This window comes from Bifidobacterium angulatum DSM 20098 = JCM 7096 (genome assembly GCF_001025155.1).
In the GTDB taxonomy this organism is placed as follows: Bacteria; Actinomycetota; Actinomycetes; order Actinomycetales; family Bifidobacteriaceae; genus Bifidobacterium; species Bifidobacterium angulatum.
In genome coordinates, this window is the sequence record NZ_AP012322.1 from 2,004,751 (window position 1) to 2,021,974 (window position 17,224).

The window sequence follows — 17,224 nt, forward strand, 5'->3', positions numbered from 1 at the left end:
CCCTATATCCACACGGGTTTGAGTAAGGTAGGAAGCATGATTACTCCCGCGGACCTGGCGCGCATGCTTCAGCATGCCGACGATGCCGCGGTTAACCATGCCCAAAACCACCCTGGCGAGGAGCGCCCGCTGTGGACTTCGCAGTCCGCTCCATCCTCCGGCCACACCGCCGATTTCGCTTTCACGGCCATTGCCGCTGTGGCGGCGACGCATGCGAGCAGCGGCCCGACTCCGGCCATGATGCCGCAGAAACGCACAACGGACGGGCCTACGACCTTTGCCTCGCTGGATGCGCAGGAACTGCCGGTCGTTCGTGAATATTCGGCGGGCGGCCTGGTGTTCGACGCCAAGGGGCGTGTAGCGATTATCGCGCGTCATTCGCGTAGCGGCCATCTGGAATGGTGCCTGCCGAAGGGACATATCGAAAAAGGCGAGACCCCCCAGCAGACTGCCGTACGTGAAGTGCATGAGGAGACCGGCATTCTGGGCGAGGTCATCGATTCCATCGCGACCATCGACTATTGGTTCACCGGCACTTCGCAGCGCGTGCACAAGCTGGTGCATCATTTCGCTTTGCGTCAGATCGGCGGCAGCCTGACGGTGGACGGTGATCCCGATCATGAGGCGGAGGACGCCATCTGGGTGGATTTCAAGGATCTGGACGATGTGCTCAGTTATCCTAATGAACGTAAAATCGTATGGCTTTATGCCAAAAAAATGAATAGGCAGGCGGAAGCGTGAGCCAAAACGCCCCCCATATGCTGCGCCGCAGCATCATCGGTATACTCAGTGCGGTGTTGTTCATCGCCTGCGGACTGGTCTGCATGCCATCGCAGGCGTTCGCAGCGCAATCGCAGACCGCGGCATCGACCGGCACGCAGCATCGGCAGGTGCTGTCCCTATCCGAGGCGACGGCCGTCGTCACGGATACGTCCGGCTACCATCTCAAGGTCACGATCACCAATACCGACAGCCAGCAGTGGCAGGCCGGCCGGTTGTCGTTGAACATCAATTCCGATTACACGTTTACGTCCCGCACCGATATGCAGGAGTGGGCGCAGTCGCAGAATATGATCCCCGCGCCGAATGAGCTTGGCTCCGTTGCGGTGCCGGCCCTTGCCCCCGGTCAGAGCACCACGGTGGCCATCAATGCCAAGGCGGACAATGCGGCGTTGACCAGCATCATGACATGGGGTCCCAAACCATTGCTGGCGGTCTATGCGCATGACGATGAGAACGTGGAACTGCGCAGCTTTCTGACGCGATCCTCGGCGGGGCTGGCTGCCGCTCAGACGCCGGCCATGCAGATCACCATGGTGGCTCCACTGTCGAGCAGCCATTGGCAGGTGTCGAATGAAGCGCTGACGGCAATGGTGAATAATCCCGTCGTCTCGAATTCCGGAAACGGCCAGACCACGGCCGATGCCGCGTCCTCGGGAGAGTACGGCAAGAACGACAATGCCGCCGTCACACTCAATAGCAACCACACCCGTTTCGACAGGTCGCTCAGCGACGTGCTGTCCAGGCATTCCGCATTGCAGGTCATAGCCGACCCCACGTATCTCAACGCGTTGAACATGCCGCCGAAGGTTTCGGCACTGATGCAGCCCGCAGCCTTCGACATCACAGCATACGCGGCGGATGGCAGTACGCAGCGCTATGCCAACGCCGGAGTGCAGAACAGCATGTGGAACGCCAAGGCTTCCCTGACGCAATACAGGAACGCCATCGGCGACAATAACGCCACCATCGGCACCGTGGCATGGCAAGGCAAGGGTCATTGGACCATGGATGCGCTGACCGAGGCACGGCGCCACGGATATAGCGCGGTGATCTCTACCGCCGATTTTGAACCGTCCGCCAGCGACACGGTTCGTACCGGCACCAACGTGGTCACCACGGATGCCGGGGATATCACGGTACTGGTCGAACAACGCGAGCTGAGCAATCTGGCACAGGGCAGCGCCACCAGCCGCAAGGCGCGCGCGGAATCCAGCGAGGCGGGCCGTCTGGCGCGATTCGTTGCGCAAAGCGCGTTCTACCAGATGGAACAGCCGTATACGCAACGCAATCTTCTGGTCAATTTCGGGTTCAACGCCGACGCTGCGACGTTGAATTCCTTTATGAGCGCGGTCGAATCGTCCCCGTGGCTGCAGGCCACCGATCTGCAGACGTTATGCGCGGCCACTCCCCTTGCTTCCGGCGATGACGCGCAGGCCAACGTTCCACGTGAAAGCGATATCGGCAAGGATGACGCCGCATTCATCGATTCCGCCATTGCAGCGCTGTCGGCAAGCCGAAGCGACATCATCCGTTTCAGAGACAACATCATGAAGCCCGACACCACCGCCACGCATGATCGTGACAATGCCAGCACAAGCGATGACCGGGGAACGTGGATCAACCGCATTCTCAATGCGCAAAGCACTATGGCGCTGCGGGCTTTCACCGCCGACGACTCCGATGCGGCATTGCCTAACGCCATGGTTTCCGGCGCGCAGCAGCTTTCGGGCATCGTGATGAACAGCATCGCGCTCACCCCATCCGAAGCCGTCACCATGGTCTCGGAAACGGCCACCATGCCGGTGACGGTACGCAACAGCACGCCCTTCCCGGCACAGGTAACGGTCTCTTCGATTACCGATTCGTCGGAAATCGCAACGTCACGACGCACGACCATCACCGTGCCGGCGCATGCCGAAACGCAGACGACGTTCCGTCTGCGCGCCGCGACATCGGGGTCAGCGATCGCCTCCATCGCTTTGGAGGATCGTGTGGGAGTGCGGTTCGGCCAGATGCAGCAGACGTCGATCTCCTGCATATTGAAGATCAGCGATATGACCGGGTTTATTATTATCGCCGCGGCAGTGGTCCTTGGGTTGCTTGGACTCTGGCGCCAGTTCCATCGGAAAAAGGATCCTGACGAATGAGTTCTAGTGTCGGCCGTAATTCCCTGATCATGGCGTCGGGAACACTGGCTTCACGTGTTACCGGCCAATTCCGCACCATTCTGCTCGCCGCCTGTCTGGGTACCACCGGCGTCGCGGCGAACGCGTATCAGACCGGTGCCATGATCCCGCAGGTGCTGTTCACCGTTATCTCCGGCGGCATCTTCAACGCGGTGCTGGTACCGCAGATCGTACGCACGTTGAAGTTGGCCGACGCGCAGGAACGGCTCAACAAGCTCATCACGGTATCCATCACGTTGCTGCTGGCCATGACCCTGCTGATGATGGCATCCACACCGCTGCTCACCATGCTGTACCTGAATTCCAACTGGGGCCCGGCACAGCGCGCATTGGTGAATTCGTTTACGCTATGGTGCATGCCGCAGATCTTCTTCTACGGTCTTTACACCATTCTTGGCCAGCTGCTTGCGGCAAAAGACGATTTCGCCGCGTACGCGTGGAGTTCCGTCGGAGCCAATATCATCAGCTGCGGCGGTTTCATCGCGTTCCTATGTCTGTTTGGCCGTGCGAATCATAAGCCTATGACGTTCTGGACCACGGAAAAGGTCATGCTTTCCGCCGGCACGTGGACTTTGGGCGTGGCCTTCCAGGCGTTGGTGCTGTTTATTCCGCTGATCAAACTGGGGTTCAAGTACAAGCCGCAATGGGGTATCCGAGGCATCGGCCTGCGTTCCATGGGCCCGGTGGCCGCATGGAGTCTTGGCGTCATGGGCGTACAGGAAGTGGCCAATATCGTCAACGCCCGCATCACCAACGGCGCCCCGTTCGCAGGCCACGACATGTACGGCATTGCGGGCAACGGCTCGTATCAGAACGCCTTCACACTGTATATCCTCCCGTATTCGCTGATCGCGGTTTCCATCGGCACCGCGATCTTCCCGAAGATCTCGCGCGCGGTCGCCGATAATAACCTTGATGAGGCGCGCATGGATTTGAGCGTGGCCTTGCGCAATGTCGGTATTCTGATGATGTTCTTCACCGCAGCGTACCTGGTCATGCCGGTGCAGATCATCATCGCCCTGCTGCCGAGTGTGAATCTGCATGAGGCTTGGCTGATCGCGGGACCGATGATGATGCTTGCGTTGGGGCTTCCGCTGACCAGCGCCTATCTACTGATCCAACGCACGTTCTTCGCGTTCGAGGACGGCATGCACCCATTCCTGTTCCAGCTTGTCATGAACGTGATCCAGATCGTCTTCTCCCTCACCTGCATGCGCATCCTCGATCCAAAGGATTGGACCTTATGCGTGGGCCTGTCCATGACCGTAGGCTATGCGCTCAGCTTCCCATTGCTGGTGATCATGCTGCGCCGCAGGCTTGCCGGCCATCTTGACGGCCGTCGTATAGCCGTGACCTATATCAAGACGTTCCTTGCCGCAGTGGTGACGCTTGTGGTCGGGGGCTTGTTCATCGCCCCGCTATGCAATCTGCTGCAGGTGAATCTCAGCAATTACCGGATAGGTCTGCCTTGGTTCCGTGCCGTCATGTTCTGTGCGGTTATGGCGGTGCTGATGGCTGTGGTGTATGCCGGCATGCTGATCGTGCTGCGATGCCAGGAGTTCATCGCCATGGTCAGGAATGTGGTCAGACGATTCCGGCGCACGCCCGTGGTTGCCGAGGCGGGTTCCGATGCCGCTTCGATCGCTGCGAACCCGCCTGCTGATGCAGATGATGCAGGTGACGGCAGTGCAGACACGCATGACGACGACACGGCTGATAATGCCGATAATGCACCCGCCGACGAAATGGCCGGGGAATCAGCCGAGAAGGCGAACGGCTTGCCGCCGCAACCGCCGGAATCCGGTTCCCGGCCCGCATCCGCAGGCAATGAGCAGCCCGCCACCATATCCCCCACCAAAACATCACAAACAACTGTTGACGCAGCCGTGATTTCGACCAGTCCCGCGGTTACAATAACACCAGCGTCAACGCATTCGGCGTTGCAATCATCTGCGCAAATCGGAGTCGAGAACATGACCAAGCCTCAGCTGGGAGACACCCTGTTCAATCGCTATACACTGATTGCACTATTGCGCGATGAACCTGGCATCCAGGCGTGGAAGGCCAACGATCGCGTCATGGCGCGCGACTGTCAGGTGTTCATTCTCACCGCTCCGCAGTATTTGGAAAGCGTTGCGGCATCGGCTTCCACCCTGGGCCGTGCCAAGGGCTTCACGCACGTTGTGCAGTTCCGCAAGGCGGGTAATGCCGCTGTGCTTGTCACCAACATCGAATCCGGTCTTTCCCTCACCGATTATCTTCAGGGGCAGTCCGGCACTATTCTGAGCAACGAGGCGATCCGTTCCATCATCGGAAGCGCTGCGGCCTTGGCCGATGATCTGAGGACCCCGCGCCTATCCACCGCCACGCTGCGTATCTCCACCAATGGTCTGGAAATAGCCGGAACGGCCATCGCGTCCATGCTGGAGGAGCCCACGCAGGCCGCAGGCCATATGCAGGGCGATCAGCTTGTCATCCGCCAATTGGCGGCCCTTCTGTATGCGTTGCTGACCCGCACCCCGTCGTCGAAGAACATGACCTTCGATCTTCGCAGGCTTGACGATACCGTTCCCAGCGAATTCCGCATGATCATCATGCGCGGTCTTACGATGGACGACGGCACGAATCATACGATTCCGATGGTTTCGCTCAGCGAATTGACCGCGCTGCTGGGAGACTGGACTCCTCTGGACAAGCTGTCCACGCAAGATATCGCGTTGCCGAGCACGGCCGGCGAAGGTTCCATTGCCACCGCCGAGGTCATCAGCATCGACGAGGATCAATTGGCGGAGCTTCCCCACTCCATCATCACTACGGAAAAGCTGCGCGAGCTTACCATCGAGCATTCCCCAAAGCCCCGTACCGCCAGCTCCACGCCGAACGACCGGGAGCTGCTGCGTAAGGGCGAAGCGGATCTGTCCAAGCTCGCCACGTCCACCGAAAAGACGATTTCCGCGGTGTGGCGTAAGGGGCAGGAAGGCGAGGAAGCGCTGAAAAACCGGCTGAACCGCCCGTCCAAGCATACGAATTCCAAGGAATTCAGCAACACGGACCTCTTCGAGGATTTCGCGTTCCAAGCTGATTCCGAAATCGGTACGGATGCCAATAAATTCGATATGACAACCCAGATCCCTGTGGTGGATGACACCAATTACCCGACACAGGCGATTCAGGTCAGCGAAATACAGGCCAGCAATGATACGCCGGCGGCACAGGATGCGGCAGCCTTGCCTCCCGCATCTTTCTCCCCTGCTTCCACCTCCGCTGCACAGCAGGACGCAGGCATTGCCATGCAGCAACCGCCGAGCTTTGCACCGCGGTCCAAGCCCACTGCGGATGATGAAGGCGACGATCTTGCGGACACCAGGCTTTTCGGCAAATACACCACGGCCACGGTGGTGGTGGCAGCAGCGGCTGTAGTGGTGCTGCTGGCGCTCGGCATAGCGCTGGCCTGCATGCATTTCGGCAACAATCCGAATAATCCTGATTCCAAGCAGAACGATTGGTCCGACAGCAACATCGATAATGTGCCGTTCGGCAATGAGGATGGCGACGATAGCGGCAAGAACGATTCGTCGAATAGCGCCGAAGGCGCTGCCGGATACGACTATATCGACGTCACCGATCTGTTCACCAAGTAGGTTCGGTCTGCACCTATAGCAGTTGAGAGGGGCTGGGAACCGCAATGTTCCCAGCCCCTCTCGTCGTATTACCGGCGGTTCTGGAATACTATGGCCTGCTTCGTGCAAACGGCGGCCGTATATGCCAGCAACGGTCTTGCCTCGCTGTCGGAAGCAGGTTTCTCATGCCCTCTCAGCGGTGGCATAAGGGCCTGGAGACAGTGCGCCAGCAGATGGCAGGCATATGGATGGGCTGCAGAAGGCGCTTAGAGCACCGATAAGCACTTCGGGCTTGTGTCTTATGGGGCTTTGGCTTGGTCTTCGTCTGCTCACATTGCCGGTAGCCATTGCCAGCCTGCAGGCATGCAGCTTGATTTGCACCACATGGGAGTGGTTCAAGCGCACAGGTTGCTTGTATGGCCCCTGCTACGGGGCTTATGCATCGATGAGCAGGCTTTTACCGTCAACGGCATCAGGAATGGCACCAATCCGGTTGCAGGGGTGTGTTCCTGCCTTGGTATCTCGCATGTTCTTGTCGCCTGTACTGATTCCTTGAGTGCCGTAATGCCGCATTGACGTCAGGAACTGATTGCAGCGGTCGAGGGGGGCACTTGCCAGTGTGGATTGTCGGCAGTGAGTTATCAACACTTTTCTTCCCGGTATGGCACTGTTTTAGTTATAGGTACTGAATCGCTTAAGTAACTGGAATATCAACGTTTTTATATCGGTTCACCATACTACTTTTTAAATACCGTTTCCTAAAAGTTGAGGTTCAAAAATCAAGTTATCCACAGCACACGCTTGAAATACTGCGGTTATCCACAATACCGCCATTATGAAGCCTCTTAAGTTATCCACAATTTGTGGATAACTTATCCCCGGATTTTGGGCATATTGTGCATAACTTAACTTGAGTTATCCACATTTCAGTTGGCGTGTCGTTCGTCGCCATCTCCGCCACTGACCACCGTCTGCGGTAGACACATGCTTATGGCAGATATCACCGGATGGGCATTGCGCACCCTGCAGCATTTCTACGGATACGATTCCTTCCGTGGCCGGCAGCTGGACGTGATTACAGCGATTCTGCAGCATCGAGACGTTCTGGCAGTCATGCCCACAGGTGCCGGCAAATCAATCTGCTACCAGATTCCGGCCTGTGCACCGGGCATAAACGGCAAACCGGCCCTGGTACTCGTCATCACACCACTGCGTGCGCTCATGCGTGATCAGGTAGCACATCTCTCAACGCACGGAATCCCCGCCGCATTCATCGATTCGGAGACCACCGGTACCGAGCGTGCCATGACCTATCAGGCGGCCAGAGAGGGGCATATACGCCTGCTCTACGTCGCTCCGGAACGTCTTGTCTCCCCCGAGTTCCTTCGCTTCGCACAGACCCTCAGAATCCGCTTGGTGGCGGTTGACGAGGCCCACTGCGTATTCCAATGGGGCCAGGATTTCCGGCCGGATTATCTCGGCATCGCCGCATTCATCGAACAATTGCCGGAACGACCGGTCATAGCCGCATGCACTGCAACAGCAACCCCTACCGTACGTGAAGGCATCATCCAGAACCTGCATCTACAGGATCCCCTGCAGGTCATTTCCAACTTTGACCGCCCAAACCTATACTTCGGCCGATACGAAGCACACTCCAAGCAGGATCGCACCGCATGCATCACGCAATATGCCAAAACACATCGCAGCGAAAGCGGCATAGTCTACTGCACATCGCGCGCACGAACAGAGGAGTTGACGGAAGCGTTGAAAACCGCCGGGGTGCAGGCCAAATATTTCCACGCCAAAATGGATGAGGCAGGCAAGGCATATGTTCAGGATGCGTTTCTTGAAGGGCGACTCAAAGTCATCGTCGCCACCACCGCATTCGGCATGGGCGTCGACAAACCCGACGTGCGATGGGTCATCAATGACGGCGCTCCCAGCAGCCTTGAAGAGTACTACCAGGAGGCCGGCCGCGCAGGGCGAGACGGCAAGCCTGCCAGCTGCTATGTGATCTGGGGATCTTACGAATTCGATTGGCAAAGACAGCGCATCGAGGAATCCGCCGGCTCGGCCCTGGATAATCAGCAGGAACGCAGTCAGGCCAAGGATGCGGCACTGGACCGTTGCCAAGCCATGGAACGCTACTGCACCACGCATGGTTGCCTACGGGCGCATATGCTGCGCTATTTTGGTGAAGAACCATCTGAACGGCGTTGCGGATCCTGCGATTTCTGTACAGGATCAAGCAGGCTGGCGGGCGCGGCGCATACTCGAAACAGCACGCCTGCAGTGTTCGGGCGCACATCAGCGTTTCACGTGGAACAATCCGAAGAGGAACACGCCATCGACGCCGATCTTATGCAATCCGTGCTGCATTTCATCCAAGCCGTGTACCGTGATCAAGGCACCGGGTACAGCACTGTCAAAATCGTCAATGCATTGCATGGGTCGAGGAGTGTATCGATTATGGGAAGTGGCCTGAATCAGATTGACGGCTACGGTTCGCTGGCGGATACAAGCGGTACCCGGATTCGCGCCGCCATACGAATGCTATTGGATGATGGCCAGCTTACCCACGGAAATCATGGGATTATTCTTCCAGGTTCACTTGAAGGTTCGACGAACCTATAGCAACAGCCATAGGTTTAACCACTACTGTTCTGTCTACATATAGAAAAATCGGCATGGTTCCCTGTTACTGGTGGAACCATGCCGATGATTGCTCTCGATGCACAAGTCACGCCTTGGCGGCGTCATCATCCTTCTTCTGACCAGGCATAAGCAGGTCGAGAATACGATCCATGTCTTCCGGTGAGGAAAACACAATTTCGATATGCCCATGCTTAGGTGTTCCCTTGATGGAAACCTTGGTTTCAAAGCGATGCTCAAGGTTGGACTTGATAGGAGAATTAGCCCACGGGTCTCCCCTACGTGCCCGAGGCTTCTTCGGCTTGGTGGAGTTCAGATTCGCCATCGCCACGATTTCCTCGGTGCTTCGCACCGACAGGCCCTCGGCGATAATACGATTGGCAAGCTTGTCCATCTCCTCAGGTTCACCCAGACCAAGCAGTGCACGCGCGTGGCCGGCGGAAAGAATGCCCGCGGCGACCTTCTTCTGCACCGTTGCCGGCAGATTCAGCAATCGCAGGGTATTCGCAATCTGCGGACGCGACTTTGAAACCGATTTGGACAGCTGAGCCTGGGTCAGGCCGAATTCATCGACCATCTGCTGGTATGCCGCAGCCTCTTCCAAAGGGTTCAACGCAACACGATGCAGATTCTCCAGCAAGGCGTCGCGCAGCATATCGTCATCGGCTGTGGTTTTGACGATGGCGGGAATGGTGGTTAAGCCTGCAAGCTGGGAGGCACGCCAGCGACGCTCGCCCATAATCAGCTCATAGGGGCTGTCCATACGACCGTCGAAACGATTTGCGGGTTTTGTTCCGGCTTGTGCCTTGCGTGCGGCGGCGATCTGATCGGCTGGACGCCTGCGCACCACGATGGGCTGGAGAATGCCCACTTCCTTGATGGATGCCGCGAGCTCGTTCAAGTCGTTCTCGTCGAAGATGGAACGTGGCTGATGTGCGTTCGGACCGATCTCGTCAAGGTTCAATTCAGCGAGATAGCCGCCTTCGACGGGCTTGAGCTTGGACTGGTTGGATTGTTCCTGCTGCTTGCCGTCCGACTGCTTCTTGTCTTTCTTCGTCTCGTCCGCGCTCTGGCGCTTGGATTGCAGCGACACGGTGTCGTCGAAGAACATATCGCTGGGATGGGCGATGTCTTCGATTCCGGGCATGGTTGCACGTCCCCTCGAGGTCGAGGCGTGCGGGGCAACCGCATGCTTGATGGACGGGATATGCACCGGGGCGTCCTCTTCCACGACGCCGCTCGGTTTCTGCGGCTGTTCCGCCGTCACCGACTTCGCGATCTTCGCATCATGCTCGGGCGCATTATGGGATTCGGCGGTTCCGGCCTTCTGCCGCTGCTCCAGGACTACCGACTGCTTCGTGGTGTCATGCAACGTTTCACGTGAAACCACATGTTGTTCATGGGGTTCTTCGCCAGGTAGCGCTGGGAACAACGCACCGAGGCCCTTCCCAAGACGGGATTTCGATGCCATATCAGGCCTCCTTCATTCGTGACGCGATTGCATCCAGCACGACGGGGGAACGACGTGCGATCTCCAACGCCGCCTCGCCATAGGCGATGGCACCCATGCCACGCGGATCATATGAGATGACGCTCTTATTGAAGCTCGGTGCCTCGGAGATCTTCACCGTCCTGGGGATCGTGGTATCCAGCACGATCGACGGATAATGGCTCTTCACTTCGTTGTACACTTCACGGCTCAACAGTGTGCGCTTATCGAACATGGTGACCATCATGGTCGAAACGGTAAGAATAGGGTTGAAGTGTTCCTGGACCAAGCCAATGGTGTTGATGAGCTGGCCAAGTCCCTCAAGCGCATAGTATTCGGCCTGAATCGGGATAAGCATCTCGCGCACTGCGCACATGGCATTGATCACCAGCAAACCCAGGCTTGGCGGGCAGTCGACGAACACGTAATCGAAATGCTCGTTGCTTTCCCGAAGGAATTGCTGCACGGCCTCGTTCAACAGATTATTGCGGTTCTCGAACTGGGCGACCTCCAATTCAGCGCCGCTCAGATCGATGGATGCCGGGACCACGTCGAGACTGGAGAGATCAGGGCACTGCCGCTTGACTTCCGCAATGGACATACGACCTTCAAGAACGTCGTATACAGACGGTTCGCCGGATTCATGCCTCACGCCAAGGGCTGTCGAGCAATTACCCTGGGGATCCATATCGATAACCAATACCCGCGCGCCGTTTTGTGCGAGGGCGGCGGCAAGATTCACGGTAGAGGTGGTCTTCCCCACCCCGCCCTTCTGGTTGGCGACCGCAATCAGACGAGTGCGTGCCGGCTTGGGAAACTTCGCTTCCTGCAAACGGGAATAGCGATTGAATTCATGTGTGATTTCCGCACCCACCGTCGAATCACCCGATGAGAAAATACGCTTGATGGTATCTTCGGCGGACTCAATCGGCATATCCTGATCTGCCATGAACAACTAACTCCTTGGTGTACTAAACTGTATCCAGTTTTGCCTTTTGTATGGACAGGAAGCCCAGTTTTTCCGTTTTGTGGATAACAATGTGGGCAACTGTGGATAAATCATGCTTTTCGGTGGATAACCCGATTCCTTGATTACGCCACCGGCCTTCTGTCTATTGGATTTCCTTACTTTTCCAGCACTGTGGATAACTGTGGATAAGTTGCCCCCACATCTAGTGTCCATGTACCGATATAACGGCATATATGGATCATATTCCGCCTTCATGCCTCACCGTCTACGCCTGCAATGTTTCACATGAAACACACGAACCGTTGCATCGCCCCGCCTCACCCGTGTAAGTTGACTGCATCATGTTTCACATGAAACATGTGCGGCACACCTCTGCCCTATCGGCACAGCTTGTAACGGCTTGTCTCAACTTCCGATGCCTGATTCGCTATGCCGATGGCGCATTCGGCATGCCTATCGGCATGCAAACCGTATTGTTGAATCATGGAACAAGAACAACACGCAATCATTATCGGATCGGGCCCGGCAGGCTACACCGCGGCCATCTATCTCGGCCGCGCCGGCTACCGCCCCCTGGTCATCGCCGGCGCGCTGACACCGGGAGGACAGCTCATTAACACCACCGAAGTGGAGAACTTCCCCGGATTCCCGGACGGTGTTCTCGGCCCCGATCTTATGGATGCCATGAAGCGCCAAGCCGAACGCTTCGGAGCGACGTTTCTGCAGGATGATGTCGCCACGGTTCAGGATCACGGCTCCTACAAAACCATCACCACCAATCAAGGCGAGACCTTCCACGCACAGGCCGTCATCATCGCCACAGGCTCGCAATACCGCAAACTCGGCATTCCCGGCGAAGCAGAATTCTCCGGGCGGGGCGTATCGTACTGCGCGACCTGCGATGGTTTCTTCTTCCGAGGCAAGCCCATCGTGGTCGTCGGCGGCGGCGACAGCGCCTTCGCGGAAGCGGAGTTCCTATCGAGGTTCGGTTCCTCGGTCACGCTGATTCATCGGCGTAGCGCATTCCGTGCTTCCAAGATCATGGTCGATCGGGCGCGCGGCAATGAGCGCATCACCATCCTGACGGATTCTGTCGTCGATGCCATCCACGGCGACGAGCAGGGGGTGCAATCGTTGAGCGTACGGAACGTACTGTCGAACGAGATGCACAGTCTCGCCGCGAACGGCGTATTCGTGGCGATCGGGCATACGCCGTCCACGGAGTTCCTGGGTGATGCCGTAGCACGTGATGCATCCGGGTATATCACCGTCGAGGGGGCCAGCACCCGCACCACCGTTCCCGGTATCTTCGCCGCAGGCGACTGTGTTGACAGCGTGTATCGGCAGGCGATTTCCGCTGCGGGCATGGGTTGCCGTGCCGCGCTCGACGCACAGGCCTATCTTGCACAGACTGTTGGCTGACGATTCATATCGGTTTTCCATAGTCTCAACCGTGGGTCTTGAAAGCAATAATCAAGGCCCACGTTGTCTTTGTCACGGCATAAAAGCATGCATCCGCTTAAGAAATGTGGATAAAGAAGCCAAATTGTGGATAAGTGTGGATAATTATGACGAAAAATGTGCATAACCAGGTATCTTGACATCGCTGAACCCTAGTAAATCAACGATTTCATGCCTCCTATCAACCTAAGGGAAAACCTGTGGATAACTTTTTCACATAGTTGATTTTGTGGATAACTCCCCTATGGGACACATTGCACAGCATCGTTTGCCTTGTGCGGCACTCCCCTATCATGCACCCCATTGCGCATCGCATCATGTTCCTGGCAGCATTCTGGGTTCCAATCCCAGCCGTCATCACAAAGGCATGGCGAAGCCATAACCGGTATAACAAGCAGTCGTGAAAATAAACAAGGCGGCATTCCCGCCACAATCACAGAGCAGGAATGCCGCCTTGGCAGCACGCAATCAGCGCTACTTCTTATCCACCAGCACAACGTGCGTGGATTCCAGACCGGGACCGACCGGCGCCTCCACCACACGTGGGCGCACACCCTTGAACTTGGCGATCATCTTAGCGGCCTTCTCGATCTCAGCCGGCGCGGAACGCCCTTTCAACGCCACCAGACGCCCCTGCGGCTTCAGCAGCGGCAGCGTCCACCCGGAAAGCTTCGTCATCGGCGCTACAGCCCTGCACGTGACCACCGCGTAAGGATGCTTACTGCGATCCTTACGCAGCGATGTAATGACTTCCTCGGACCGGGCACGAATAATCGTCACATTCTCCAGCCCCATTTCGTTCACACATTCCTCCAGCCATTCAACGCGACGCTCCATCGGCTCGATCAGCGTGAACTCATGGTCGGGCAGGCATGCCGCGGCGACGATGCCGGGGAATCCACCGCCACTGCCGACATCGGCCACCGTTTTGAATCGCATGCCATCCGTCGCCTCGCGAATGAACGGTACGATGGCTGCGGAATTGAGGATATGGCGTTCCCAGATAATATCGACATCCCTCGGGCCTATCAGGCCACGCGGCTCGCCTTCCCGCTCAAGCTTCGCATGAAACACTTCAAGCATGGGCAATGCGTCGCCCAGCACGTCGTTAAGGATCGGGGAACCGTTCAGTTCATCTGTCATCGGTCGCTACACTCTTTCCTGGTCGTATGCATATTTCCGCTCATACGAAACGGGGAGCCCATAGCATTATGGACTCCCCGTTTTGTATCAGCCTTACTCGTCGTCGTCCTCGTTCGCGGAAGCCTTCAGATAGATGGTCACATGGCGATGCGGCTCTTCGCCGTGGGAACGGGACTTCAGCCCCTCCTCACGGACCACATCGTGCACCACCTTGCGTTCGAACGAGTTCATCGGCTTCAGGTCGACCGGCTCGCCGGTCTCCCTGACTTCGTCGACCGCGTCCAGCGCGATGTCGTGCAGACGCTGACGCTTGCGCTTCAGGAAGCCGTCGACGTCGACGATCAGACGGGAACGTTCGCCGGTCTTCTGCTGGACCGCCAACCTGGTGAGCTGCTGCAACGCATCGACCACTTCACCGTCGCGTCCGATGAGATGCTTGATATCGGTATTGTCATCGGCAACGATCTGGACGGTCGGGCGACCGTTGCGAACACCCATTTCGATGTCACCATCATAGTCAGCGATATCAAGAAGCTCTTCAAGATAATCGGCGGCGATATCAGCTTCCTCATTGAGCTGATCTAGGGTCTTCTCGTCATCCTGTGCCATATATTCTCCTTTTTGGCGCGTATAGGTACCAGTCTAAACCAGCTGCCGGAATTGCTCAACGACAGCCTAAAGTCAGATAAGGTCTGATGTTTCATGTGAAACATCAGACCTTATCATCACTTCTTCTTCTTGCGTTTACGATGAGGCTGCTCTCGCTGGAAGCCTTGGGTGAGCTTGCGTTCAGCCTCCACCTTGGCCTTCTGCAGCGCCTCCTCCTCGATCGAGGGCTCGCCAGCGCGGGCACGGCGCTCGTTTTCCCTCTTGTGATCGCGGTGTTCCTTCGCCTCGGCGGCCGGGGAGCCCGGAGTCGGGAAAGCGTAGATCTGCCACACGGAACGCAGCAAGTTGCAGACGTTGTTGGTCAGCCAGTACACCAGCACGGCGAACGGCATGGCGATACCGGAGAAGATGTACATGATCGGGAAGACCCAGAGCATCATCTTCTGCATCATCTCGGCCTGCTTGTTCTGCGCATTGTTCTGCGGCATATTGCGCTTCATGCTGTTGAACTGCATGAGCCACAGGCAGAAGCACATCAGGGCGACGAAGATGCCGATTACGATCTTGCCGGAGACGGTCGCCGTGGTGAAATTATCGGCCACGTTCACGCCGAACACCGTAGTGGAGGTGAACTCCTTGGCCGTGGCGATGTCGAAGGCGCCCAGGCCCTGCCCATCCCTGAATTTGCCACGTGCAATGTATGGAATGGCCGACAGCGTGTAGAACATGCACATGAAGACGGGGCCCTGCACGAACATAGGCAGCATGGATGTGCAGCCGCCCATCGGATTCGTGCCGGTGTCCTGATACAGCTTCATCGTCTCGCGCTGCATGGCCTCTTTACTGGCCGGATCGTTCTTGCCCTTGTACTTGTTCTGAATGCGCTTCAGCTTGGGCTGCAGCACCTGCATGTCGGCCTGCATCTTGCGCATTCCCTTGATGGACTTATAGAAGAGCGGGAACACACATATCTGAACCACAATCACCAGGAACACGATGGACAAGACCCACGAGAAACCGATCTCGTTCATGCCCAGCATCACCAGGAACTTGTGGAATACGGCCATGATCTGCGTCATGAGCCACTCGACGGGGTACAGGAGCTTATAGAGCCAGCCCCAGAAACCACTATCGAGGAGGAATTGATCTTGATTACCCATTACAGGCCATTCTCCTTATCGTCTACGACCAGAGGAGTGAGTCGAGGCTCCTCGTGTGCCTTCGACCACGGAAATCTATAAAAAATGGAATAGCGCTGTGGAACATCATCAATGCCCCCACAACTCCACGGAAGGCATCTCAATAAGCGTAAAACAGCCAGCAATCCCCCACGGAATGCGCCATAACGCCGCACAGCCTGAATCGCGTAATGCGAGCAACTCGGGTAGAACTTGCAACACGGCACAGCACGCTTCGCCGACCAATGCCGCTGATACCAACGGATCAGATGCACAATCGCATCGGCGGCGACGCTCATTATCAGTCCTGATGAAGCTTTAATGCCACCGCTTCGAATCCGGTGGCCATCTGTTCATCCAAAGACTGGAAGGAAGCGCTGGCTGCGGACGGCTTTGCGCGCAACACCACATCAACCCCCTCAGGCAATGTGTGTTCGTAGCGGGAAGCCAGTACGCGAAAACGGCGCTTAACTGAATTGCGTGTGACGGCATTGCCGACCGATTTGGATACGGCAAGCCCCATCCGTCGTATGCCAGGCGTCGCAACACCATGCGCCCTGGCTTCATCACGCATCGCATAATGCACGATGAAATCATGACGCGAGACCTTGCGGCGGCGTTTCAGCACGGCGACGAAATCACTATGGCTCTTCAACCGTTCCACGGTAACGATGCCGTCAGCGGCACAATCAGGCAGACAGGTTCTTGCGGCCCTTGGCGCGACGACGGTTGATCACGGCGCGGCCGGAACGAGTGCGCATACGCAGACGGAAGCCGTGCTTCATGTGACGACGACGGTTGTTGGGCTGGAAGGTCCTCTTCATAGTTAGCTCCTAGGTTTCTTCGGCCACGCTTACGCGCGGCTCTCACGTGAGTCAAGCTCTATAAAACTACTCTCACCCCTGCCCTAACGTCAACTCAACAGTCATTTCCACCCCCGGCAAACCCGCCCGACATGCCGTAAAACGTTGCAACGACACGGGAATATAGGCAAAAGTTATCCACAAATCACACGCTTGTCGTTCCTAATTTCAGTAATTGCAACACGCTAGGCGGTGGATAACTCATGCGGTGCGAGTAACAATAGATAGCTGAGTGTCCCTACTTGGAAGAGGCGAGAAAGGAGTGTC

13 protein-coding genes are annotated in these 17,224 nt (G+C 57.0%); 5 read left to right on the forward strand and 8 right to left on the reverse strand.

The annotated features are described in order from the left end of the window. Positions 1-36: 36 nt before the first annotated feature. The 4 genes from BBAG_RS08015 to BBAG_RS08030 all read left to right on the forward strand — a co-directional run bounded on the left by BBAG_RS08015 (position 37) and on the right by BBAG_RS08030 (position 9,226). Positions 37-741: an NUDIX hydrolase gene (locus BBAG_RS08015; RefSeq protein WP_003825274.1), complete on the forward strand. Its 705-nt coding sequence runs from the start codon at positions 37-39 to the stop codon at positions 739-741. Then, positions 738-2,930 (forward strand): DUF6049 family protein, encoded by a 2,193-nt coding sequence (locus BBAG_RS08020; RefSeq protein ID WP_033508742.1) that lies wholly within the window; start codon positions 738-740, stop codon positions 2,928-2,930. The genes BBAG_RS08015 and BBAG_RS08020 overlap by 4 nt, the downstream gene beginning before the upstream one ends. Then, the gene (locus tag BBAG_RS08025; protein ID WP_003825278.1) at positions 2,927-6,610 is read left to right on the forward strand and encodes a murein biosynthesis integral membrane protein MurJ; all 3,684 of its coding nucleotides are present in this window, start codon (positions 2,927-2,929) and stop codon (positions 6,608-6,610) included. Before BBAG_RS08020 ends, BBAG_RS08025 begins: the two co-directional genes overlap by 4 nt. Before the next feature lie 969 nt (positions 6,611-7,579). Beyond that, positions 7,580-9,226: a RecQ family ATP-dependent DNA helicase gene (locus tag BBAG_RS08030; RefSeq protein WP_033508744.1), complete on the forward strand. Its 1,647-nt coding sequence runs from the start codon at positions 7,580-7,582 to the stop codon at positions 9,224-9,226. A 106-nt stretch (positions 9,227-9,332) separates the two neighbouring features. On the opposite strand, the gene BBAG_RS08035 is transcribed toward BBAG_RS08030, so the two are convergent. After that, on the reverse strand, positions 9,333-10,715 hold the full coding sequence (locus BBAG_RS08035) for a ParB/RepB/Spo0J family partition protein (protein ID WP_003825283.1): 1,383 nt from the start codon (positions 10,713-10,715) through the stop codon (positions 9,333-9,335). A gap of 1 nt (position 10,716) precedes the next feature. Further along, entirely contained in the window at positions 10,717-11,682 is a 966-nt protein-coding gene (locus BBAG_RS08040) for a ParA family protein (protein WP_003825285.1), read from the reverse strand. Positions 11,683-12,186: 504 nt separating this feature from the next. Between BBAG_RS08040 and trxB the strand changes: the two genes are divergently transcribed. Then, on the forward strand, positions 12,187-13,125 hold the full coding sequence (trxB, locus tag BBAG_RS08045) for a thioredoxin-disulfide reductase (RefSeq protein ID WP_003825287.1): 939 nt from the start codon (positions 12,187-12,189) through the stop codon (positions 13,123-13,125). Between the two features lie 513 nt (positions 13,126-13,638). Here the strand turns inward: trxB and rsmG are convergent. From rsmG to rpmH, 6 genes are all read right to left on the reverse strand, one after another. Further along, the gene (rsmG, locus tag BBAG_RS08050) at positions 13,639-14,307 is read right to left on the reverse strand and encodes a 16S rRNA (guanine(527)-N(7))-methyltransferase RsmG (RefSeq protein ID WP_003825288.1); all 669 of its coding nucleotides are present in this window, start codon (positions 14,305-14,307) and stop codon (positions 13,639-13,641) included. A 93-nt stretch (positions 14,308-14,400) separates the two neighbouring features. After that, positions 14,401-14,916, reverse strand: coding sequence for a Jag family protein (locus tag BBAG_RS08055; RefSeq protein ID WP_003825290.1), 516 nt, complete (start codon positions 14,914-14,916; stop codon positions 14,401-14,403). 116 nt (positions 14,917-15,032) lie between these two features. Further along, entirely contained in the window at positions 15,033-16,076 is a 1,044-nt protein-coding gene (yidC, locus tag BBAG_RS08060; protein WP_003825292.1) for a membrane protein insertase YidC, read from the reverse strand. Next, the gene (gene yidD, locus BBAG_RS08420; protein ID WP_081443746.1) at positions 16,076-16,393 is read right to left on the reverse strand and encodes a membrane protein insertion efficiency factor YidD; all 318 of its coding nucleotides are present in this window, start codon (positions 16,391-16,393) and stop codon (positions 16,076-16,078) included. The genes yidC and yidD overlap by 1 nt, the downstream gene beginning before the upstream one ends. A 2-nt stretch (positions 16,394-16,395) precedes the next feature. Further along, positions 16,396-16,758, reverse strand: a complete 363-nt coding sequence (rnpA, locus tag BBAG_RS08065) for a ribonuclease P protein component (protein ID WP_033508746.1) — start codon at positions 16,756-16,758, stop codon at positions 16,396-16,398. A 25-nt stretch (positions 16,759-16,783) separates the two neighbouring features. Further along, positions 16,784-16,918, reverse strand: coding sequence for a 50S ribosomal protein L34 (gene rpmH, locus BBAG_RS08070; RefSeq protein ID WP_003825298.1), 135 nt, complete (start codon positions 16,916-16,918; stop codon positions 16,784-16,786). Positions 16,919-17,224: the final 306 nt, after the last annotated feature.